The sequence below is a fragment of the Gordonibacter urolithinfaciens genome, from assembly GCF_900199375.1.
GTDB classification, from domain to species: Bacteria; Actinomycetota; Coriobacteriia; order Coriobacteriales; family Eggerthellaceae; genus Gordonibacter; species Gordonibacter urolithinfaciens.
In genome coordinates this window covers 2471760-2494483 of record NZ_LT900217.1, presented here as the reverse complement: position 1 = coordinate 2494483, position 22724 = coordinate 2471760, and the positions used below count along the sequence as shown (strand labels likewise).

19 protein-coding genes are annotated in these 22724 nt (G+C 69.1%); 6 read left to right on the top strand and 13 right to left on the bottom strand.

The genetic code is table 11. The annotated features are described in order from the left end of the window. Positions 1 to 208 precede the first annotated feature (208 nt). The 4 genes from BN3560_RS10680 to BN3560_RS10670 form a co-directional block, all read right to left on the bottom strand. Complete coding sequence (locus BN3560_RS10680) at positions 209 to 1861, bottom strand: ABC transporter substrate-binding protein (protein ID WP_096228031.1); 1653 nt, start codon at positions 1859 to 1861, stop codon at positions 209 to 211. Positions 1862 to 2134: 273 nt separating this feature from the next. Next, positions 2135 to 2389: a hypothetical protein gene (locus BN3560_RS14410; RefSeq protein WP_123649897.1), complete on the bottom strand. Its 255-nt coding sequence runs from the start codon at positions 2387 to 2389 to the stop codon at positions 2135 to 2137. Positions 2390 to 2469: 80 nt separating this feature from the next. After that, positions 2470 to 4596 carry an NAD-dependent DNA ligase LigA gene (ligA, locus tag BN3560_RS10675; protein WP_096228669.1) on the bottom strand — a complete coding sequence of 709 codons (2127 nt, stop codon included), beginning with the start codon at positions 4594 to 4596 and terminating at the stop codon, positions 2470 to 2472. A gap of 155 nt (positions 4597 to 4751) precedes the next feature. Beyond that, the gene (locus BN3560_RS10670; RefSeq protein WP_087191336.1) at positions 4752 to 5279 is read right to left on the bottom strand and encodes an HdeD family acid-resistance protein; all 528 of its coding nucleotides are present in this window, start codon (positions 5277 to 5279) and stop codon (positions 4752 to 4754) included. Positions 5280 to 5492: 213 nt separating this feature from the next. Between BN3560_RS10670 and BN3560_RS10665 the strand changes: the two genes are divergently transcribed. Next, the gene (locus BN3560_RS10665; protein ID WP_096228030.1) at positions 5493 to 6365 is read left to right on the top strand and encodes an NAD(P)H-hydrate dehydratase; all 873 of its coding nucleotides are present in this window, start codon (positions 5493 to 5495) and stop codon (positions 6363 to 6365) included. Positions 6366 to 6417: 52 nt separating this feature from the next. Here BN3560_RS10665 and BN3560_RS10660 read toward each other — a convergent pair whose 3' ends face one another. The 5 genes from BN3560_RS10660 to BN3560_RS10640 all read right to left on the bottom strand — a co-directional run bounded on the left by BN3560_RS10660 (position 6418) and on the right by BN3560_RS10640 (position 14074). Next, on the bottom strand, positions 6418 to 7950 hold the full coding sequence (locus BN3560_RS10660) for a L,D-transpeptidase family protein (protein WP_096228029.1): 1533 nt from the start codon (positions 7948 to 7950) through the stop codon (positions 6418 to 6420). A gap of 177 nt (positions 7951 to 8127) precedes the next feature. After that, on the bottom strand, positions 8128 to 8688 hold the full coding sequence (gene acpS, locus BN3560_RS10655; protein WP_087191339.1) for a holo-ACP synthase: 561 nt from the start codon (positions 8686 to 8688) through the stop codon (positions 8128 to 8130). 177 nt (positions 8689 to 8865) lie between these two features. Further along, complete coding sequence (gene glmS, locus BN3560_RS10650) at positions 8866 to 10695, bottom strand: glutamine--fructose-6-phosphate transaminase (isomerizing) (RefSeq protein ID WP_096228028.1); 1830 nt, start codon at positions 10693 to 10695, stop codon at positions 8866 to 8868. A gap of 147 nt (positions 10696 to 10842) precedes the next feature. After that, positions 10843 to 13332, bottom strand: coding sequence for a YhgE/Pip domain-containing protein (locus BN3560_RS10645; protein ID WP_096228027.1), 2490 nt, complete (start codon positions 13330 to 13332; stop codon positions 10843 to 10845). Position 13333: 1 nt separating this feature from the next. After that, complete coding sequence (locus tag BN3560_RS10640; protein WP_096228026.1) at positions 13334 to 14074, bottom strand: ATP-binding cassette domain-containing protein; 741 nt, start codon at positions 14072 to 14074, stop codon at positions 13334 to 13336. A 225-nt stretch (positions 14075 to 14299) separates the two neighbouring features. On the opposite strand from BN3560_RS10640, the gene BN3560_RS10635 reads away from it, so the two are divergent. From BN3560_RS10635 to BN3560_RS10615, 5 genes are all read left to right on the top strand, one after another. Continuing rightward, complete coding sequence (locus BN3560_RS10635) at positions 14300 to 14677, top strand: VOC family protein (RefSeq protein WP_096228025.1); 378 nt, start codon at positions 14300 to 14302, stop codon at positions 14675 to 14677. Positions 14678 to 14683: 6 nt separating this feature from the next. Further along, positions 14684 to 15604, top strand: a complete 921-nt coding sequence (locus BN3560_RS10630) for a LytTR family transcriptional regulator DNA-binding domain-containing protein (RefSeq protein ID WP_096228024.1) — start codon at positions 14684 to 14686, stop codon at positions 15602 to 15604. Further along, complete coding sequence (locus tag BN3560_RS10625) at positions 15598 to 16341, top strand: ABC transporter permease (protein ID WP_096228023.1); 744 nt, start codon at positions 15598 to 15600, stop codon at positions 16339 to 16341. The genes BN3560_RS10630 and BN3560_RS10625 overlap by 7 nt, the downstream gene beginning before the upstream one ends. Positions 16342 to 16601: 260 nt before the next feature. Then, positions 16602 to 17444: an ABC transporter ATP-binding protein gene (locus tag BN3560_RS10620; protein WP_087191346.1), complete on the top strand. Its 843-nt coding sequence runs from the start codon at positions 16602 to 16604 to the stop codon at positions 17442 to 17444. Continuing rightward, a complete protein-coding gene (locus BN3560_RS10615; protein ID WP_096228022.1) occupies positions 17445 to 18179 on the top strand; it encodes an ABC transporter permease in 735 nt (244 codons plus the stop codon). A 70-nt stretch (positions 18180 to 18249) separates the two neighbouring features. On the opposite strand, the gene BN3560_RS10610 is transcribed toward BN3560_RS10615, so the two are convergent. From BN3560_RS10610 to BN3560_RS10595, 4 genes are all read right to left on the bottom strand, one after another. After that, positions 18250 to 18540: a ferredoxin family protein gene (locus BN3560_RS10610; protein ID WP_096228021.1), complete on the bottom strand. Its 291-nt coding sequence runs from the start codon at positions 18538 to 18540 to the stop codon at positions 18250 to 18252. Further along, positions 18537 to 19823 carry an FAD-dependent oxidoreductase gene (locus tag BN3560_RS10605; protein ID WP_096228668.1) on the bottom strand — a complete coding sequence of 429 codons (1287 nt, stop codon included), beginning with the start codon at positions 19821 to 19823 and terminating at the stop codon, positions 18537 to 18539. The genes BN3560_RS10610 and BN3560_RS10605 overlap by 4 nt, the downstream gene beginning before the upstream one ends. A gap of 94 nt (positions 19824 to 19917) precedes the next feature. Beyond that, complete coding sequence (locus tag BN3560_RS10600) at positions 19918 to 21474, bottom strand: AMP-binding protein (protein WP_123649896.1); 1557 nt, start codon at positions 21472 to 21474, stop codon at positions 19918 to 19920. Next, positions 21474 to 22715 (bottom strand): CoA transferase, encoded by a 1242-nt coding sequence (locus BN3560_RS10595; RefSeq protein WP_096228019.1) that lies wholly within the window; start codon positions 22713 to 22715, stop codon positions 21474 to 21476. The genes BN3560_RS10600 and BN3560_RS10595 overlap by 1 nt, the downstream gene beginning before the upstream one ends. Positions 22716 to 22724 lie beyond the last annotated feature (9 nt).

Below are 22724 nucleotides of genomic sequence, written 5' to 3'. Positions count from 1 at the left end.
ATGGAAACTACTATAACCTCACCTGTCCGAAAACCTGACAACAACACCCCTCAGCGAGGGAAAACGCCGACCAGTCCCCCCCCCCCCGCAGGTCCTCCGAAGTCAGCGGAGGGGGCGGACGGCGCCCACCAAGCGAGTTCCGCAGCGAAGCGAGGACTGTCCGAGCGACGGGGCGCCGTCCGCCCCCTCCGCGTCGGCAACGAAACCCCTAAGCCCACGACCACTGGTCGACGTTGTTCACGAGCGACCAGCCGTGGCCGTGCGGGTGCGGCTTCTGCTCGGCAACCCTCAGGTTCTCCTTCGCGAAGTACAGGTGGTCGATGTTCGCGAACCACACCCACGGCGCGTCGCCCTGCGGCGCGATGCCGGTCGAGCCGTCCCACTGGGCCTTCTTCCACAGCTCGAACGAGTCCTCCACCCGGGGCTGGGCCAGCGCCTCGTCCAGGTACGCGTCGGTGGCGGCTTTCTCGTAGCAGGCGTAGTTGCCCGTACCCTTGGAGTAGAACAGGTTGTACGTCTCGATGGGGGCGTTCGTGCCCCAACCCCACACCACCGGGTCGGTGAACTGGTGCGGGTACAGATCGTCCCAACTCACGCCCTTTATGGCGAATTCAAGACCCAGCTCCTTCATCTGGTTGGAGAACTCCTCGGCAATACCCTGGCGCACGGTGTCGCCGGCCGAGTAGTACAGGTTCATCGAGGCGCGCACGCCGCCCTTCTCGCGGACGCCGTCGGCGCCCGGCGCCCAGCCGGCATCGTCGAGCAGCTTCTTCGCCTTGCCCACGTCGGTCGCGCACTTCATGTCGGGCGATGACCACGGCATGCCGTCGCCCACGCTGTAGGCCACGGTGCCGAAGCCGTTCATGACGTTGTCGATCATGCGCTCGCGATCCACGCCGTAGTTGATGGCCTGGCGCACGGCCGCATCGCACGTCACGTCGTTGCCGGCGGCAGCCTCGCCCTTCTCGTCGGTCTTCGTCGCGCCCGCGGGGATGGTGGGCAGCGAGATGCCGCGCGAATCGACCGACGCGCAGTTCAGCAAGTCGTAGCCCGCCGGCTGCTGCGCGGCGAACGTCGCGGAGGTGTAGGCCACGTCCACTTGCCCGGACTGCGCCGCGGCGAGCGAGGCGTCCTCCTCCATGAACACGGCCACCACGCGCTCGATCTTAGGCGCTTCCCCGTAGTAGTCGGGGTTGGCCTTCAGGATGACCTGCTGGCCGCGGTCCCACTGCTCCAGCATATAGCGGCCGCTGCCGACGGGGTTGGCGCCGTAGCCCTCGCCGTAGGCGTGCTCGGGCACGATGCCGATGACGGCCAGCGTGTACAGGAGCGCGTTGAACGGCTTCTCCATGTGGATGACCACCGTGGCGTCGTCCGGCGCGACGGCCTCACGCACCATGGACAGGTCGCATTCCGAGGCCTCGGCCGTGCGGATGCCGTTCAAGGTGAACGCCACGTCGCGCGCCGTGAGCGGCTCGCCGTCGGTGAAGCGCACGTCGTCGCGGATGGTAAACGTCCAGGTCATGCCGTCATCGGAGCACTCGTAGGACGTGGCGAGATCGTTCTTGAAGCTAAGGTCGGTGTCGGTGGCGATGAGCGTGGACTGGATGAGCGGCTCGTGCACGTGCTCGCCGCAGCCCCAGGAGACCAGCGGGTCGAAGCCCGCCGCCGGCTCGGAGCCCGTGGTCATGGACACGATCACCTGCGAAGGGGCCGCCTCGCCCGTGCCCGTCGCGCCTGTCCCTGCCGCCGGCTTCTCGTTCCCGCCGCCCGCGCAGCCTGCCAAGATCCCGCCCAGCGAAAGCGCGGCCGCGCCTGCGCCCGTCAGCTTCGCGAAGTCGCGCCGTGTGAGTGTTGCCATGCGAATCCTCCCACCCGCTGCGACGGCTCCCTCGCGGCCCGGCGCAGCACCTCGAAATGTGTTACGAAACTGAACTGTGTAACACACTATAGCAGATAGATCACACCGACGGTGTTACGATTTCCATTTCCGTAACTTCCTTAGGCGAGCGGCAGGCACCGAAAGGCGAACGCGGAGCAGCGCACGGGCGAACAAGCTAACGGGCGGTTCGCATGAACCATCGAGGCATGCTTGCGGGAACGGCCCAAACCAGCCGAAATCTCGCCTTCAGCGCTACAGAATCGCCGATTTCGGCGGGTACGAAACGCGTTTCAGCCCGAGCGAAAAACAGCCCTCGGAAAAACCCCGGTCAGGCGTGATACCCTTGCGCCCAAACCCGCTTCGAAGCCGCCAGCGCCGCGCTTGCCCGCCGAAAAGGGCGTTTTTGTAGCAGCGACCGCCCGAATCGCGACCAACCGCACGCATCTCCGCCTGAATCGCGACCACCCGCATCGCGAGCGCACATATCGCGCCCGCCCGCATCGCCACCGCCCGTGCGCCTCTCCGCCCGCATCGCGACCGCACGCCCGCATCGCCGCCCGCGTCGCGCGCGCCCGCAGGCGGCCGCCCTACTCGGGAGCCTCGCCGGTTTCGAGGATGCGCAGCAGAGCCGCTTCGTCAAGCACCGGGACGCCGAGCGTCACGGCCTTGTCGTACTTGGAGCCGGCGGCCTCTCCGGCCACGACGAAGCTCGTCTTCTTCGACACGCTGCCCGACACCTTCGCGCCGCGCGCCTTGAGCGCCGCACCTGCCTCGTCGCGGGTCATCCCGCTCTCCACGAGCGAGCCCGTCAGCACGAACGTGAGGCCCTCGAGCGTTTGCGGCAGCTGCTCGGCAGGGTCGCCCGCCTCGTCGGCCATCGCCACGCCGCGCTTGCGCAAGCGCTCGATGACGGCCACGTTGTCGGGCGTGCGCAGGAACAGGTACACGCTGCGGGCGATCTTCGGGCCCACGCCGTCGATGGCGGCCAGGTCTTCCTCCGAGGCCTCCATGAGCGCCTCGATGGACGGGTACGCCGCCGCCAGCAGCTCGGCGATGGTCTTGCCCACATGGCGGATGCCGAGACCGAACAGCGCGCGGGCGAACGGGCGCGCACGGCTCTCGTCGATAGCGGCCACGAGCTTCTTCGCCACGGTGGACCCGAGGCGGATGGGCTCGCCTTCCTTGTTCACGCGGCCCATGTCGACGAGCGACAGCTCCACCTCGTCCAGCGTGTAGTAGTCGGCCACGTCGGTCAAGCGGCCGCTCTCCACGAGGCGCGACACGATCTCCTCTCCCATGCCGTCGATATCCATGGCGCCGCGGCTGGCCCAGTGGAGCAGCCGCTCGAGCGCCTGCGCCGGGCAGTCGATGGAGATGCAGCGGAAATCCACCTCGCCCTCTTCGCGGATGACGGGCGAGCCGCACGACGGGCACGTGCGCGGCATCTCCCAGCGGACGGCGTCGGCGGGGCGCAGCGCCAGCACGGGGCCCAGCACCTCGGGGATGACGTCGCCCGCCTTGCGCACGATGACGGTGTCGCCCACGCGCACGTCTTTGCGCTGCACCTCGTCCTCGTTGTGCAGCGTCGCGCGCGCCACGGTGGATCCGGCCACCGACACGGGGTCCATCTCGGCAACGGGCGTCAGCTTGCCGGTGCGCCCCACCTGCACGGTGATGTCGTGCAGCAGCGTCGTCTTCTCCTCGGGCGGGAACTTGAACGCCACGGCCCAGCGGGGCGCGCGGGCCGTGTAGCCCATCGACTCCTGCTGCGCGAACGCGTTCACCTTCACCACTACGCCGTCGATCTCGTAGGGCAGGTCCTCGCGGCGCTCGATGGCGCGCTTGCAGAACGCGTGAACCGCCTCGCGCGTCTCGCACAGCTCGACGTCGGGGTTCACGTGGAAGCCCGCTTCGCGCAGCCATGCCAACAGCTCCCACTGGCCCTCGACGGCCAGGGCGCGCTCGTCGGCCACCGCGTAGATGAACGTGGACAGGTCGCGGTTCGCCGTGATGGCGGGATCCTTCTGGCGAAGGCTCCCCGCTGCGGCGTTGCGCGGGTTCGCGAACGCCTGCTTGCCATTGGCCTCGGCGGCGACGTTCAGGGCGTCGAAGCTGGACTTCGGCATGTACACCTCGCCGCGCAGCTCAATCGGCGCCTCCGCGTCCCGCAGCCCGTCGAGGGCCGCCTCGCGCAGGCGCAGCGGCACGTCTTTCACCGTGCGCATGTTGGCGGTGACGTCTTCGCCGGTGGTGCCGTCGCCGCGCGTCGCCGCGCGCACGAGGCGGCCGTCCTCGTAGGTCAAAGCGATGGACGAGCCGTCGATCTTGAGCTCGCATACCACGGGCACCATGCGGCCGAACGCCTCCACCACGCGCTCGATCCACGCGTCCAGCTCCTCGAGGTCCATGGCGTTGTCGAGCGAGTACATCCGCCGCTCGTGGCGCACGGGGGCGAACTGCTCGCCCACGTAGCCGCCGACGCGCTGCGTGGGACTGGACGGATCGACGAGCTCGGGATGGGCCGCTTCCAGCTCGCGCAGCTCGCGCATGAGCGAGTCGAACGCGGCGTCGGATATCTCGGGAGCATCCTGGGCGTAGTACAGGTAGGTGTGGTGCTCGATCTCGCGCCGCAGCGCGTCGATACGCGCGGCCGGATCGCTCGTCGCCTCGGCGAGCGCCCGCTCGTCCAGGAGGTTCTGCTGTTCTTCTGCCATGTTCTCCACCGCCGTCTTGACTTCCTCCATCGGGAAGAAGGCCCCGAACGCATTCGGGGCCTTCGCCATTTAATCGAGATTCTACCACGAGTCGCAGCGGGCAGCGCACCCGCCCCATGGTTTCATCAGAGGTTGCGGCAAGGCCCGGCCGCCGGCTACGCCAGCATGCCCTTGTTCGCGTTCCAGCCGTAGAATACGAGCGACACGCCGCGCATGAGTATGAACACCGAGAGGAATATGCTGAACGACGCTGGCGCCACGAAGAACGTGATGCCGCAGAGCACGCTCACGATGCCCGAGAACAGCATCCAACCCCACATAGGCACGCCCGTCTTGCGAATGCGAAAGGAGCCGACGACCTCGAACGCGCCGAAGATGATGAAGAACGCCCCGATCACCCACGGGATGACGCCCGCGAACGCCAGCGGATGGATCAAGAACATGAGGCCGATGACGATGTCGAGCACGGCGTAGGCGATGGCCCACCCCGACAGGTTCATGACCTTGTGGAAGCGCACGTAGTTGATGATGTCGAATATGCCGGACACGAGGAACGCCGCGCCCGCGATGGCCGTGATGGTGACAAGGGTGAGCCCCGGCGCCACCACGAAGAAGAAGGCGCACAGCACCAGCAGAATGCCCGCAACGATCAAACCCCAGTCATGCTTCCTCGTCGTATCCACGATGCCTCCTTCGAATCGTTCGGCGCTGATGCGCCTTTTTTCTCATCATATGATTGTAGCGAATGAGAAAAACAAGCTGAGCGGGGTGGTCAACCGTTTCCGCACCGTAACGGTCCGAATTCGCACGGCAACGGTCTACCGAGCGTTCGCGCCTTTCGTCGATACGCGGTAGAATGGGAAGAGGGAACCCTTCGACGGACAAGGTGGTCGCCTATGCAGGACGTTCGGGAATACGGCAACGACGAGCTGGTGGCCCTTGTGCCCCTGCCGGCCGACGACGCGAACAAGTACACGCGGGGCACGCTCACCGCTGTCGTGGGCAGCGAGCGCTACCCCGGCGCGGCATGCTTGGCAGCCTACGCGAGCCAGCGCATGGGCGCCGGCTACACGCAGGTGTTCACCCATCCGGCAGCCGTTCCGCTCGTGCAGGGCTTCCGCCCCTCCCTCGTGGTGGGCCCGCGCTCGGCCCTCCCGCCGAAGCTCTCCCCCTCGCTGCCGGGCAAGCCGCACGCCTACCTCGTAGGTTGCGGGTTCGACGCGGACGACGGCGCGTCCTCCAAGCTCGTGCACTTCGTGTTGAAGCACGCCGAGGCGCCCGTGCTGGTGGACGGCAGCGGCCTGGGCGCCCTTGTCTCGGAGAAGGGGCGCCGCCTGCTGAAGCGGCGCTTCCTGAACGGCCACGCCACCGTGGTCACGCCCCATGCCGGCGAGGCGGCACGGCTCGCACGCGCGTTCGACCTGCCTACGGGCGACCCCTGCGCGCTGGCACGGTCGCTCTCGCTCGCCTACGGCGTGGTGGCGGTGGTGAAGGGGCCGGTCACCTTCATATCCGACGGCGAGCAGACCGTGCGCATGGCGCACGGCACGCCGGCGCTCGCGAAGGCGGGCACGGGCGACGTGCTGGCGGGCATGGTGGCGGCGCTGCTGGCCCAGGGGATGGACGCGCTCGAGGCGTCCGTGCTGGGAGCCGAGCTGCACGCGCGGGCAGGGCTCGCCGCGGCCGCCCGCTGGTCGGCCATCGCCGTGTGCGCGGAGGACGTCGTGGAGTGCCTGCCCGCCGCCTTCGCGGAGCTCGTGGGCGCGTAGGGCACGCGGCGGGTTCAAACGGCGGAACGTGTGCTCTCCGTGGCCGAGCGGCCTACCAGTGGCAGACCACCACGTCGCCCGTGGCGATGAGATCGTACAGCGCGGTAGCCTTCTCCACCGGCAGGTTCACGCAGCCGTGGCTGCCGCTGCCGGAGGCGTACCGCGAGCCGCCGAATGCAGGCTGCCAGTCGGCGTCGTGCAGGCCGATGTAGTTCTCCACGAACGGCATCCACGCCTTCACTTCCGTCTGGTATTCCGGCTTGCCCGTCTCGGGCTCCATCTGGCCGATGAGCTTCGAAGGGCTTTCCTTGCCGTTGATGACGTATACGCCCTCTGGCGTGTCGTGCTCGCCGTCGGGCGTGCCCGACACGATATCGGACTCCCACGCCAAGCTGCCGTCGTCGCCGTAGAAGCGCGCATGCTGCTCGGCCAGGTCGATGTCAAGGTAGCGCTTGCCCCAGTCGCGCCCGTGCAGGCCGTCGTAGGCGCCGGCCTCCTGCTCGCAGGGGATGGCCACATCGCCCGCCTGGGCGGACCGCACGCCGTCCATCACGGTTTTCTTGAGCTGGTCCTTGTCGACGATCCAGCCGTACACGCCGCCCGACACGGTGACCTCCTTGCCGTCGGCGCGCGTGAATGTGCGCCGCGCCTGGTAGGTGTTGCACGCCGAGGCGATGTCCTGCACCCAGACCGCCACCAGGCTCTCGTCCACTCCCACGGTCACGTCGTCGCCCAGACGCATCCAGTCCGCTATCTGGTCGGCGTTCACGCGCGCGACGACCGTATCGGCAAGCTTCAGGTTGAAGTCGGCCTTGAGCAGGGCGTTCGCGTCGTCGGCGGCTTTCGCCAAGCGCGTGTCGTCGGCGAAGAGCGTGGGCTTTTGCAGCGCGTCCTCGCCGAGCGTCGCAGAAGGCGCGAGAGTGGCGACGGCCGCGCTCACGGCCTCGAGCACCTGGTCGGCATCGAGCGCCGTGCCCGCCGTCTCGGTGCGCACCACGAACGACGAGCTGCCCGCGTCGTAGTCGAGCCCGGCGTTGCGCGGCGGGACGGCTCCCTCGTTGAACGCGTCGACGGCGGTGCGCACGGCCTGCTCCAGCTTTCCGTTCGAGGTGGCCAGCTTGTCGGTCTCGTCGCGCGAGCCGAACACCTCCACCGGCCAGGCCCAAGGGTTCGCGTCGGCGTGCATGGCGTCCGTCACGTTTTGGACGTTGATGCCGGTGCCCATGTCCGCGGACGTGAGCTTGAGCGAGAACCCCTGCCCCGACACGTCGAGCGCGTAGCTCTTCGCGATGTCGGCCAGCAGGTCCTGCACCTCGGCGGACGTCTTGAACGACACGTCCTCGCCCATGACGGTGGTGCGGGGCATGAAGCGGTCCATGAACGTGAACGCGCCTGCCAGATAAACGACGACCAGCACGGCCGCCACGGCGCAAGCGGCGATGATGCCCTCCTTGCGGCCGGGCTTCGGCCGCCGCGGAGCGGAGCCGGAACGCGGGACGGACGCGGGACGGAAACCGCGCGACGGCTCCTCGCCCTTCACGTCGTTGCCTGCGTGCCTGCCTTGCGAACCGTTTCCTGGCGCCATGCGCTCACCTCTTCGCCTCTCCGCCGCTCTCTCGTGCCTTGATCCAACATAATGGGTTCGCCGCACAAGTTCAATGCATCCCCACGGTAAAAGGGGAAAGCGGATGCCCCGGTGCACCGTTCGGCAGTCGCCCGCCTTGCCGCCGCGCCCCCGCCGACAGTCCTCTGCGGCGACGTCCTACCGGCCAGGCGTGCCAGAGGCCGCGCCCGCCGGCGCGGCCGGCGGGGCGTCCATCTCGTCGAGCAGGCTGCGGGCCTCCTTGAACTGGCGCGAGAGCTCCTCCATGGGGTCCACGCGCTTCTCGGCGGCGCGCAGCGAGTCCTCGGTGATGGCCATGGCGCAGGCCACGGCGTCGGTGTGCGTGAACGAAAGCGACAGCGGAAGCTCCCGCACGCCCTGCTCGGCCGCGACCTCCTTCGCCCGTCCCGACAGCACCACGGAGGGCCGCCCCTTGGCGTTGCGGCGCACCTCGATGTCGCGCACGCCGATGCCGCGCGTAAAGCCGGTGCCGAGCGCCTTCACCACCGCCTCCTTCGCCGCGAAGCGCGTGGCGTAGTGCACCTCCGGGTTCGCCGTCGCGTCGCAGTAGGCGCGCTCCTCCTCCGAGAACACGCGCTCGCGGAAGCTCGGCGTGCGCTCGAGGATGCGCCTCACCCGCGCGATCTCCACGATGTCCACGCCCAGCCCCACCTGCCCCTCGGCCGCGGGGAACGCCTCGTCCAACTCAGTATCGCTCACAGGTAATTCCTCTCTCTTCCCTCCATGCCGCAACCCGGCGACCCTTCAGTCGAAGCCCCGCCCCGCTTGGAGCGGAAGGGGCCGGCGACGTCCGCCAAGCGAGTTCCGCAGCGAAGCGAGGACTGCCCGGGCGACTGGGCGTCGCCGGCCCCTTCCGCGGACCCGCAGGTCGAAAAGCTACTCCACCGTAACCGATTTCGCCAGGTTGCGGGGCTGGTCCACGTCGCAGCCGCGCTCGACGGCGATGGCTCGCGCGAACAGCTGCAGCGGCACGCTGGCCGTGACGGCCGAGAACGCGTCGCGCACCTTCGGGATGTAGACGACATGGTCGGCGTGCGCGCGAATGTCCTCGTCGCCCTCGGTGGCGACAGCCACGATCATCGCGCCGCGGGCCTTCGCCTCCTGCAGGTTCGACACGAGCTTGTCGTACACGGGGCTCTTCGTGGCCACCGCGATCACGGGGAAGCCCTCGTCGATGAGCGCGATGGGGCCGTGCTTCATCTCGCCGGCCGGGTAGGCCTCGGCGTGCAGGTAGCTGATCTCCTTGAGCTTGAGCGCGCCCTCGCACGCGATGGCGGCGCCCATGCCGCGCCCGACGAACAGCGCGCTCGAGGCGTCCTTGCACGCGCGCGCCGCTTGCGTGATGGCGGCGGTGTCGGCCAGGATGCGCTCCACCTGCTCGGCCGTGTCGGCCAGCTCGTGGAACAGCAGGTGCACCTGGTTCGTCTTGAGCTTGCCCTTGGCCTGGGCGAGCAGCATGGCCAGCAGCGTGAGCGACACCACCTGGCCCAAGAACGATTTCGTGGAGGCCACGGCTATCTCCTTGTTGGCCTTCGTGTAGATCACGCCGTCGCTCTCGCGCGCCACGGGAGAGCCCACCACGTTCGTGATGCCGAACACCTTGGCTCCCTTCACGCGCGCGTCGCGGATGGCCGCCAGCGTGTCGGCGGTCTCGCCCGACTGCGACACGGCCACCACCAGGGTGGACGGCGTGATGATGGGGTTGCGGTAGCGGAACTCGCTGGCCGCCTCCACCTCGCAGGGGATGCGCGCCCAGCCCTCGATGAGGTTCTTCGCGATGAGGCCGGCGTGGTAGGACGTGCCGCACGCGATGACGCACACGCGGTCGATGAGGTTGAGCTCCTCGGGCGAGAGGTCCAGCTCGTCGATGGACAGCGCGCCGTTCACCAAACGGCCGGCCAGCGTGTCGCGTATGACGCGCGGCTGCTCGTGGATCTCCTTCATCATGAAGTCGGGGTAGCCGCCCTTCTCCGCCACGTCGAGGTCCCAATCGACGTGCGTGACCTCGGGCTCGTAGGCCTCGCCGCGCACGTTGAAGAACGTCGCGCCCGAGGGCTCGAGCTTGGCGAAGTCGCCGTCGGCGAGCACGGCCACGTCTCGCGTGGCGTCGATCATGGCGATGATGTCGGAGGCCACGTACGCCCCGTCGTCGGCGAGGCCCACCACGAGCGGCGAGTCCTTGCGCGCCGCCACGACGGTGCCGGGCTCCTGATCGCTGATGACCGCGACGGCGTACGCGCCGATCAGGCGCTCGGTCGCCTCGCGGACGGCCTCCAAGAGGTCGCGGCTCTCCGCGTAGGCCTCCTCCACCAGGTGCGCGACGACCTCGGTGTCGGTCTCGCTCGAGAACGCGTGCCCGCGGGCCTCCAGCTCCTCGCGCAACTCGGCGAAGTTCTCGATGATGCCGTTGTGCACGACGGCCACGTGCCCGTCGCAGGAGGTGTGGGGGTGCGCGTTCGCCTCGCTCGGGCGGCCGTGCGTGGCCCAGCGCGTGTGGCCGATGCCGCAGGTGCCGGCGAGGTCCAGGGGCTCGACGAGGCGCGCGAGGCCGCTCACCTTGCCTTTGCAGTGCACGACGCGCAGCGCCCCGTCCTGCTCGACGGCGATGCCCGCCGAGTCGTAGCCGCGGTACTCGAGCCTGGTCAGGCCCTCGATAAGGATGTCCTTGACGGGACGTGCTCCGGTGTATCCGACGATTCCGCACATAATCTGCTCCTCACGCGCGTCGCTTTTCCGAGCGCTATTCTAAGGTAAGAGCAGCCCGCCCTTCTTTTTCACGGCCGGCTGGAGCCGAATCCGCTCAATAAACGCATGTTTTCAGGGAGGCCCGGCAGCGCAGGACCGCCCCCCCCCTCACCCCAGCTTCAGCACGGGGTGGAGGTCCTGCATGCGCACGGTGCGCTTGCGCCAGGCCACGATGCTCGTGAGCGCGAAGGCGGCCGCGCCGAACCCTGCGAGCACGAGGCAGTCGAAACCCACCACGCCGTAGTCGAGCCCGGTCATGATCTGACGCAGCGCCTCCACCACGTAGGTCATGGGCAGGTACGGGTTCACCGCCTGGAAGAACGCGGGCGTCGTCTGGATGGGGAAGGTGCCGGCGCTCGTGGTGAGCTGCAGCATGAGCAGGATGATGGCGAGGAACCGCCCCGGGAAGCCGAACGCCGCCAGCAGCAGCTGCATGAGGGCCGCGAACACGAGCGCGGTGAGAAAGCCCATGCCCCAGAAGGCGGGCACGTTGCCTATCTGCAGCTGCAGCCCGAACTGGATGACCGCCATGAGCAGCGCCGCCTGCACGAGGGCGAACGCCGCCATGGGCAGGTAGTTCGCGAACGCCGCCGTGACGGGGTTCGCGCCCGCCAGCAGGAGGCGCCCGTTGAGCGGCTTGAACACGAAGCCCGACACGAGGCTGCCCACCCAGAGCCCCAGCGCCATGAAGTACGGGGCGAAGCCGGTGCCGTAGTTCCTCACCGAGGTGTAGTAGTCGTTGCCGAGCTCCACCGGATCGCTCATGGCCTCGGCCTTCGCGGGGATGTTTCGAGTCTGATCGGCGGCCTCCTCGGCGCCCGCAGCCAGTTTGGAGGCCAGCTCGCCTTCGCCCTCCGTTGCCTCGTGCAGGCCCGTGACCAGGCGGTCCGTTCCCTCACGCAGCTGTCCCGCGCCAGTGGCGAGCTGCCCCGCGCCGCCTTGCGCAGACTGCGCGCCCTGGGCGAGCTCGCCTGCGCCGTCCTTGGCCGACCGCGCGCCCGAGGCGACCTCGGCCGCGCCGGCGTCGAGCCGCGCAGCGCCGGACGCGGCGTCGGCGACCCCGGCGGCGAGAACGGACAGGTTGGCGCTCACATCCTGCGCGCCGGCGCTCAAGCGGTCGATGCCGCCGACGAGCGAGGGGGCCGCCTGGGCGAGGGCCGCCGCACCCGCGGAGAGCGCCTGCAGGTCAGAAGCTTGCGACGCCAGCTCGTCGCGCGTCCGCACCAGCCCCTCGTGCAAGGTGCGCGCGCCCGCCGAAAGCTCCGATGCGGCGTCGGCGGCCTTGAGCGCACCGGGCAGAAGCGCGCCGTCCACCTCCCCCTTCGCCTGCGCGAGCCCGTCGACCACGCCCGCGCGCCCCTCGGCCCCGTCGAGGTAGGCCCGCGCCGTGCCGAGGGACGTGAGCAGGGCCTCCTTCTGCTCCGGCGTCATGTCGCTTGCCAGCACGGCCTCCGTGTCCACGCCCGCGAGCGCCGCGCTCGCCGCTGACGCACCGTCCTGCAGCGTGCCGAGCGCACCGGAGAGCTCCTCCACGCCCTGGGCCAAGGCAGGGGCGCCCGTCTGCGGATCCGCCAGCTCCTCGAGCCCGGAGGCGAGGGCGGCCGACCCGCCGACGAGCGTCTGCGGTTCGCTGTCCGTCCCGAGCGCCGCGGACAGCTCGCCCACGCTGCCCACGACGGCCTGCACGCCGTCGTCCAACCGCGCCGCCTGGGCCGGCAGCCCGGCCGTCTCGTCCGCCAGCTCGCGCGCGCCGGCGGCCAGCGGCGCGCCTCCCTCGTCCCGCAGCTCCGACGCGCCGTCCGACACCCGGCTCGCGCCCGACGCGAGCGAGCCCGCCCCTGCCTCGAGCGCGCCTGTGCCTCCCACCAACGTGCCGAGCCCCGCGTCGAGCGCGACCGCGCCGCCTGCCAGGGTACCGAGCCCCGCGTCGAGCTCGACGGCACCGTTCTTGAGCGTGCCCAGGTTCGTCGCGATCGAGCGGGTGCCGTCCTGCGCGGCGGACAGGCCGCCCTCCAGGTCGCGCGCTCCCGCCGCGGCAGCGCCGATCTGCCTGCCCGAATCGGCCACGCGGCCGAGCACCGTCGTCCAGTACTGCTCGGCCACCATGTCGCTCACGCGCGTGCGCACCTGCCGCCACACCGTCTGGCCTATCTGGGACGCCAGCATGTTCTCGCTCTCGTTGTACTCCACCTTCAGCTGGGCCCGGCGCGGCGCGTCGCCGTCCACCGAGGCCACGGAGGCGGAGAAGTCCGAGGGGATGATGCACGCCATGAAGTAGGTGCCGTCCGCAAGGCCCGCCCGGGCCTCGTCGGCTGACACGAAGTGCCAGCCCAGGCCGTTGTCGGTGCGCTTGAGCTCGTCGACCACCTCGTCGCCGAGGTTGCGCTGCTCGGCCGCGATCACGGCCCCCGCGTCCTCGTTCGCCACCGCCACGGGCAGCGAGGACAGGCGTCCGTAGGGGTCCTGGAACGCGGCCAGGTACAGCCCGCCGTAGAGGAGCGGGATCACCGCGATGGCCGCGATCACCACCCACATCACCTTCGAGGCCGCGAGGTTTCGCCATTCCAGGCTCGCGAAGCGCACGCCTTCGAACGCCATGTCACTCCCCTTCCTTCGCCAGGTACGCGCACGAATCGGCCATGCGGGCCAGGTCGCGCTCCACCACCGCCACCGCCACGGCCGCATGGCGCTCGCGGGCCGCCCGCGCGAGCAGCTCCATGAGCCCGCGCGACTGCGACAGGGTGAGCTGGTCCTCGACGTCGTCCACCACCGCCGCGTCCGGGTCCCCCACGAAGGCGAGCGCGATGCCGAGGCGCGCGAGCTTCTCGGCCGTGAGGTCGCGCACCCGCACGCGCGCCACGTCGCCGAGGCCCCACCAGCACAGATGCTCCTCCACGGCCCCGTCGCGCGCGGAGAGGCCGTGCAGGTCGAACTCGGCCTTGGCCGCGGAGCGGGCGCTCAGGTTCTCCGGCAGGTCGTTCAGGCCCTTGAACAGGCCCAGGCCCACGTGCCGCTCGGCCTTGGCGCGCTCGCGCGGGAGTTCGAGGCCGCCGACGGAGAGCGTGCCGCCCGTGGGCTTCATGCGTCCCGCCAGCGTGAGCAGAAGCGCCGACTTGCCGCTGCCGTTGCGCCCGCGCACGGCCGTGACCCGGCCCTTGAACACGTCGAGGTCCACGTTGCGGTAGACGAAGCCGGCGTAGGTCTCGAGCTCGAGGTCCCGCGCGCTCAAGTAGGGGGCTTCCGGAGCTTCCTCCCGCTCCCCCAGCCCGCTCGCGTCGACGGGCCCCATCGGGCACGTCCCCGTGGGGCCCGCCGCCGGGTTCTCCTGCACATCCTGCATCCTGCCACGTCCTTCTCTTCAGCTGCCCCGCGTCGGCGGCGGGAATTCCCCTTCGCCCGACGTTCGGAGACGGCATGGAAACGCATGCTGGCCGCGAACGACCTCGCTCGTTGCTTTATACTTCCGATGGAAGCGCCGTCGCCGAACCGAAACCGACGCGCAACGGAGCCGTCGCCGAGACGCACCGCGCCCGTTGCCCGACGGCGCACCGAGGAAGGAGCCGCCATGAAAGCGAAGATGATCCACCGTTGCATCCACGTCCTCGACCTGAACGCATCGCTCGCGTTCTACGAGCGCGCGCTGGGCCTCGTGGTGCAGCGGCGCATGGGGCCCGAGGACGGGTCGTGGGAGAACGTGTTCATCGGCAACGACGAGACCGACTTCCAGGTGGAGCTCACCTGGAACCGCGGGCGCACCGAGCCCTACGTCAACGGCGGCCGCGACACGCACCTGGCCTTCGAGGTGGACGACCTCGACGCCGCGCGCGCCCTGCACGAGGAGATGGGCTGCGTGTGCTTCGTGAACGAGCGCATGGGCATCTACTTCATCGAGGACCCCGACGGCTGCTGGCTCGAGATCCTCCCGGCGATGCGCGCGGAGTAACGTCCGGTGACCGAATTCGCCTCCATCGACGAGCTGGTGGCCGACGGCCGCAGCGTGCACATCGAATGCAGCCGCGAGACGTCCGCCGCCCTGCTGGCGGCCGTGCGCGCCCGCTACCGCACGCAGCGCTGCGCGTTCGTCCTGGAAACCGACCGCGGCTTCGAGCGCGACTCCGTGGCCTCGCACCTGCGCTTCTACGGCAGCATCGCGCGCAGCTCGGTGCATTACGAGGACGCCATCTCGCACTTCAACCTGCGCGGCGTCGCGAAACGCAAGATGGGCGGCCTCGCCCCCTCGGCGCTCGCACTCGTGAACCTGGCGCGCGCGAGCCTCTTCGAGCCGGAGATGTGCTTCCTCGAACGCCCGCTGTCCGACCTCGACGCCGAAGGGCGCGCCGTTGCGCTCACCTGGATCGCCGAGCGCATGGAGCAGGGCTGCCGCTTCGTCACCACGGTCGAGCCGCTGCGCGAGGCGCTGCTCATGCCCGGCGTGGCCTGCTGGCACGAAGAGGGCCGCTTCATCGCGGTGGACCAGGACGAAGACAGCGATGAGGCCGACGGCGAGAAGCCCGCGTACGAGGGCGACGAGGTGCACGTGCTCAAGATCCCCGCGCACACCGAGACGGCCACGCTGCTGTTCGACCCCCGCGATATCGACTTCGCCGAGAGCATGAACAAGGCCACGTACCTCTCGGTGCGCGGCGAGCGCTACCAAACGCCGCGCACGATGGACGAGCTGGAGCGCGAGCTGTCGCGCGCCGGGTTCTTCCGCTGCCACCGATCGTTCCTCGTGAACGTGCAGAAGGTGGCGAAGGTGGAGCGCTACACGCGCAACAGCTTCAACCTCACGCTGAGCGACGCCGCGCACTCGTCCATCCCTCTGGCGAAAGGGCGTGCCGAGGAGATGAGGGAGCGTTACCGATGGTGAACGCGAAGCAGGTCGCCGCCCGCCCGGGCATCTTAGGTACGCTCGTGCGAAAATTCTTCATGAACGTGGTGAAGAGCCCCGGGCTGCTCGCATGTTGTTTGTTCCCCGCTCTGTTCCTTCTCGTGTTCCGCTTCGTCGTCATCGAGCCCATCGCCCACGACGACGCGCGCATGTTCCTGCTCGTGACCGGCATGCTGTTCTCCACCAGCATGGTGCCCGGCACGACGACCGTCTACCCCATGGCCGAGGCGCGCGAGAAGCGCACGCTGCGCACGATGGAGCTGGCCGGCGTCGGCCGCGCCCAGATGCTCGCCGCGCACGGCATCGTCAGCACGCTGTGGACCGCGCTCGTGGCGGCGGCGTGCTTCCTGGTGTCGGGAGCCCCCTTCGATTGCATGCTCCCCTTCATGTTGGTCACCCTGGCGTCCAGCATTCCCCTCACCGCGTTGTCGCTTGCGCTGGGCCTCGCCTCGCGCAACCAGATGGCGGCGAGCTTCTCCAGCCTGCCCGTCATAACCACCGGCATCGTGCCCCTGTTCTTCATGTATGCCGAGTCCACGTTCCAGGCCCTCCCCCTCCTGCCCACCGGCGGCGGGTTCGCGCTCGTCTACGCGCTGGCGGAGGGGACGCTGCTCGCCCCCGGTTCCATCCTGCCGGCAGTCGGCCAGCTCGCATGGATCGTCGCGAGCGTCGTCGCGCTCGTCGCGGTCGCGCCGCGCATCCCCCGCGACGAGTAGGGGAAGGCGCGGCAGGGGCGTGACAGGGGGACGGGGATGATGTCACGCTCCTCGACGCGAAAAGGGCTCGAAAAGATCCCGGGAGCGTGACATCATCCCCGTCCCCCTGTCACGCCCCGTCCCCCCTGCCTGAGTGCTCCTTTCGTCCCTCCCCCTGCTCCTCTCGTCGCGCGGCGCGCTCCCGGCGTCGCGTTTCCCTTGATCAGCGCTTCGTCTCACGGGAAACTGCTCACCGTCCGAAACGAAAGGAGCAATCACCCATGAATCCCCTGCTGTCCATGGACGACGTGTCCTTGAGCTTCAAGGCGAAGCGCGTGCTCTGCCACCTCTCCTTCGAGGTGGAGCGCGGCGAGTGCTTCGGCTTCCTGGGCCCCTCGGGCGCGGGCAAGACCACCACCATCAAGCTGCTCACGCGCCAGCTCGTCAAGGATTCCGGGCGCATCATGCTGTTCGGGCGCGCCATCGAGCACGCCACGAACAGCGACTACGAGCGCATCGGCATCCTCTCGGATACGAGCGCCCTCTACGAGCGCATGACCATAGAGGAGAACCTGCGCTTCTACGCGAAGGTCCGCGGCGTGACGGGCAACAACATCCCCACCTTGCTCGAGCGCATGAACCTCGCGGACGACCGCAAGACCCTTATCAAGAACTGCTCGAAGGGCATGCGCCAGCGCGCGGCCCTGCTGGCGGCGCTCGTGCACGGGCCGGAGCTGCTGTTCCTGGACGAGCCCACGAGCGGCCTCGACCCCGCCGCGCGCGCCGAGGTGCACAAGATGCTGCACGAGCTGAACGACCACGGCACCACCGTGTTCCTCACCACGCACGACATGGCCGAGGCCGAGAGCCTGTGCCGCCGCGTGGGCATCTTGAACGAGGGCGCCCTCGTCGCCTGCGACGCTCCCGACGCGCTGCGCCTGCGATTCGCGAGGAACGAGGTGATCATGCGCCTTGCGGACGGCCGCGCGGTGCGCACGTCGAAGGACGCGGCCGGCGCGCCGGCCGTGGCAGAGGCGCTGGCCTCGGGGGCGTGCCTGTCCATCCATTCGGTGGAGCCCGATCTGGAGGAAGTGTTCTTGGAGCTCACGGGAAGGGAGTTTTAAATGGAAGCCACGTTGCGCAAGACCGGGGCGCTGCTCGGCAAGGACCTCAAGGACGTGGTGAAGAACCCCACCATGCTCGTATGCTGCCTCTTGCCCGTAGGGTTCATGCTCTTCTACAAGAATGCGGTGGGCGGCGGCATGGAAGGCGAGCAGGCCGAGGCGTTCTCCTCGATGCTCGTGTCGTGGTCGCTGCTGTTCACCGCCACCATGGTGGCCTCCATGGCCACGCTGAACGCCATCGCCGAGGAGAAGGAGAAACACACGCTGCGCACGCTCATGCTGGCGAACGTGAGCGCCGAGCAGATGCTGGCCTCGCGGGGCCTGGTCACGCTGCTCGCCATCGGCGTGGTCGATGCGGCATGCTACCTGGTGATCGGGCAGCCGCCGGCCGGCCTGCCGGCGTTCCTCGCGATCGGCATGGCGGGATCGGTGCCCATCGTGCTGCTGTCGCTCTTGCTGGGGCTGGTGGCGCGCGACCAGATGTCTGCCGGCGTGCTGAGCATGCCCATCCTCATCGCGGGAATCGCCCCCATGTTCGCCCAGATGGTCGACGGCCTCTCGGACATCGCCCCCTACCTGCCCACCGGCGGCATGAACGAGCTGGGGCTGCTTCTGGCGCGGGGCGAGCTGCTCTCGTCCGACGCCATCGTGCCCGTAGCCACCACGCTCGCCTGGGTGGCCGTGGCCGCCGTGGCCTTCGCCCTGCTCTACCGACGCCTGGCGCGCGACAACTAGAGGCTGCGCCCGCTGCGCTAGGCGCTGCGGGCGCATTTTTCCCGGACGTCGCGGAGCCCGCGCTCAAGCATCACCCGTAACGGTACGAAACGCCCATGCCCCCCTGGGGAAACTCCCACTTCTCGAGAAGGGTGTCGCCGCAGAGCATGCGGCAGGTCCCGCATTCCAGGCAGCCCGCGCAGTCGAAGCTCGGGCTGCCCTCCTCGTCTCGCCGATAGAGCCCTGCCGGGCAGCACAGCACCAGCTTGTCGAACGCGGCCGGGTCGGGCTCTTCGCGCAATACGATGTGCGGGTTCCCCTCGTCCACCTCGAACTTGTCAACAGCGAGCTTCTCGTCGACGTTGACCGAGACCTCTATCATAGGACCCTCATCCCCTTTCGCACATCCTTGAGCAGGTTGAGCACGCCCACGCCCTTGACCGGCCCCATGACCTTTCCTTTAAGCGGTTGCACCGGCGAGCCGTCCACCGCGAACAGGCCGCGCATGATGTCGGCCGCCATCTGCGGGTACCCGTCGAATATCCTCGGGGTGCCCTCCATGAACGCCGGGAAGCCGCGATAGGCCGCGAGGTCCTTGAGGACGAAGCTGTCCTCCAGCTTGGCGCGGTACGCCGCGAGCCTCGCAGCCGAGACGTCGCCCGCGTCCAGCGCCTCGAGGGCCGCCTCCGCCGCCATCCTGCCCGCCGCGATGGCGTAGTCCATGCCGCGCACCTGGTATCCCAGGTTGATGCAGAGCATGGCGGCATCGCCCGTAAGCAGGCAGCCGTCGCGGTACAGCTCCGGCACCATGTTGAAACCGCCCTCGGGGATGAGATGCCCCGAGTACTCCACCGTGCGCCCGCCGGCCAGCACCGGCGCCACGGCCGGATGGTTCTTGAAGTCCTCCAGCATCTGGTACACCGGAGTCGACGACGTGCAGAGGTCGGACAGAGTGGCCACGACCCCGATGGACACGGACGCGCGGTTCGTGTACAGGAAGCCGCCGCCCACGTGCCCATGCGTCGCAGCCCCCGCGAAGAGCCAGGCCGCCCCCTCCCCGGGGTTCGCCTGGAAGCGGTCGGTCACGGTCTGCTCGGGTAGCTCCACGACCTCCTTGGCGCTCACGGCCAGCTGGTGCGGCGACGGGCGCTTGGCGAGCCTCGCCTTCTCGGACAGCAGCGAGTTCGCGCCGTCGGCCAGGATGGTCACGTCGGCCGTGAGCTCGTCATCGCCCGCGCGCACGCCCACGATGCGCTCGCCCTCCCACACGAGGTCATCCACGGCTATCCCGTAGATGCACTCCGCGCCGGCCCCTTCGGCCTTCGAAGCGAGCCAGCGGTCGAACGGCCCGCGCAGCACCGAGTACGAGACCAGCTCATCCGCCCCCAGGCGCGGCGAAGCGAACTCCACCGTCGTGTTCTCGTCCTCGGTCATGAGGGAAACCCGCTCCCGCACGATCTTGCGCTCGAGGGGCGCCTCGCTCTCGAAATCGGGAAACACCGTCCTTAGCGCATGGGCGTACAAGCGCCCGCCGGTCATGTTCTTCGCCCCGGCATCGGAGCCGCGTTCTATCATGAGCACGCTCTTGCCCTCGCGGGCAAGCACGCAGGCCGCAACGGAGCCGGCGCAACCGGCCCCCACGACCACGGCATCGAAATCCGCCATGCCTGCATCCTCTCCTCTCATCGTTGCCTTCGCATTGCACGGCGCGGTCGCGTCGCGCGCGTCCGCCCAGGCGCCGCACGCGTCCAACCGCGCGTTACAGCAGCCTCTTGAGCTCCTCCAGCCGCTCGCGCGGCACCTTGCCCGAGGCACTGCGCCCGAGATCGTCCACGAAGCGCACGGCCTGCGGCTTCTTGTAGCCGCCCAGCTCGCGCGCGCAGTGCGCCACGATGTCGGCCTCCGAGATGCGCGACCCTTCGGCACGCACCACGAACGCAGCCAGCGACTCGCCCCACTGCTTGTCGGGCACTCCCGCGACCACAGCGTCGGCCACCCCGGCAAGCGCCTTGATGCACCGGCTCACCTCGAGGGGATACACGTTCTCGCCCCCCGATATGACCAGGTTGTTCTTGCGATCCACCAACGTGAGGAAGCCCTCCGCGTCCAACACGCCGATATCGCCCGTGCGATACCACCCGTCCCGCACCGCCTCGGCCGTGCGCACGGGGTCGCGGTAATAGCCGAGCATCAGCGTGTCGGTTCGCACGAGCACCTCGCCGGGAACCCCCGCGGCACAGGCGCGCCCCTCGTCGTCGGCGATCCGTATCTCCATGCCCGGCACCGCCTTTCCCACCGTGGGCAGAAGCCGCGCATGCTCGTGGTGCTCGGGAAGCAGCATGGTTATGGCCGCCGTCGTTTCCGTCATGCCGTAGCCTTGGAGAAACCCGCAGGGCAGAAGACGGCGGCAGTGCTCCAGGAGCTCCGGCTCCACCGGCTCGCCACCGTAGATGATGAGCTCGAGCGTGGCCAGCTCGATGCCCTCCTGCGCCACGTAGTCGGCGAGCCCGCGCATGAGGCACGGCACGAGAGCCGTGCGCGTGGCACCCGTGCGCACGATGTCCGCGGCGATGTCGGCCGGCTTGTGCGAATCGGCTATCACCAGGCGCGCACCCAGCGCCAGCGTGGCGAGCGTCGAGACGAACGTGACGTGGAACAGCGGCAGCTCGCATAGCAGGATATCGTCGTGCGAGAAGCGCATGCCTGCAATATCGATAGCGACGCGCCTGGTCAGCGCGCCATGTGAAAGCAGCACGCCGCGCGGCAGCCCCGTCGTGCCGCTCGTGTACAGCAGCATGGCCGGATCGCCGTCGTCCACGTCGCATACGCTCGGCACCGGGCCGGCGGAAGCGAGCAGCTCCTCGTAGCGCAGCACGCCGCCGTGCTCCGTGCCCGCGCCGCCGACGGCTGCGGCGCCCTCCCCGCCGTCGATGTCCACGATCGTGAGCGGTCGGCCGACCTCGCCCAGCGCCTCGGCCAAAGCCGGGCGCAGGGCGGCCGAGACGAACGCCACGCGCGCCTCGGACCGGGCAAGCAGCCGGGCTATGACCCGCGGCGAGAGCCTCACGTTGTAGCGCTCGCACACCGCCCCCAAACGGGCGCAGGCGAACAGCACCTCCACCGTCACGTTCGAGTTGGCCGAGACGACGGCGGCGAAGCCCCCTTTGCCCACCCCGAGCCCCGCAAGGGCGCCGGCAAGCGCATCGACGCGCCGGCGCATCTCCCGGTACGTGAACTCCCGGCCGCGGAAGCACAGGGCCACCTGATCGGGATAGGCCCGCGCCGATTCGTCCAGCAGCGAGACGAGCGACGCCATCACAGCCCGCCCACGTAATCGGTCTTGCGCAGGATGCCCTTCTCGTAGAACGCCGCAATCTCCCCCTTGTCGAAGCCGATTTCCGCCAGCACGTCGTCGTTGTCCATGCCCTGCGAGGGGCAGCCGCGCCAGATCTGCGACGGGTTGTTCTTGAAGCGCGGCACCGACGCCACGCCCTTCACCGTGCGACCGTCCACCGTGTCCCACTCGGTCCACGTGCCGCGCGCCAGGTAGTGCGGGTGGCTCTCCATCATCTCGTAGTTCATGACCACGGAGCACGGTATACCGATGCCGGCCATGGCCTCGGCGAACTCGGCAGCCGTGTGCTCGGCGCAGTACTGCTCGATGGCACCGTCGAACACGGGCGCGCCCGGCGAGTCGATGCCCACCGACGGTATGCCCTCGGGGAAGAGCTCGCTTCCGTACTCCAGCCCGAAGAACTCGACAGCCTTCTTCGTGGTGGACTGGCCGGCCGTGAACAGGTACACGCCCTCGCCGTCGGCGCACTCGTAGTAGCCCGCGCCCGCGGAGATGTTGTCGCGCGGGGCCCCGGCGCCGCGCTCCTCCTGCACCTGCTTGTCGAACCACTTGCAGAACAGGCCCGCCTGACAGCGCACGGCCGCCTCGTACTGGGCCAAATCGAAGCTCTCGCCCCTGCCCGTGCGCAACGCTCCCACGTAGGCCGCGAGCGCCGAGCCGTAGGCGAACAGGCCGGCGTAGTAGTCGGTCACGAACTTCTGGATCATGTAGGGCGCCCCGTCCTTGTACCCGTTCAGGTACATGAGGCCCGAGAACGCGTTCACGGTAAAGTCGTAGCCGGGAAGGCTCACGTAGGCGGGGTCGCCCGTGAGGCCGTAGCCCGACATGTGGCCGACGACCAGCTTCGGGTTATGCTCCCACAGAAGCTCGTCGGTATAGCCCCACTTCTCCCACTGCCCGCCGCGCGAAGCCTCGATGAAGATGTCGGCGGTCTCGACGAGCTTCAGGAACACGTCATGACCCTCCGGCGAGACGACGTCGAGCATGAGGTTGCGCATGTTCCGGCGCTCGTTCTGCACGCCCCAGCCGTCCTGCGTCCAACGGTAGGGGTCGATACCGCGGGGCGGCTCGAGCCAGATGACGTCGGCGCCGTTCTCGGCGAACAGCTCCCCGGCGAAGGGGCCGGCCGTCGAGACGGCCGACACCACCACCTTCACGCCCTGCAGGTTCCCGAACTCCGGTATGTCGGCATGCTTTGCCATGGAACCATC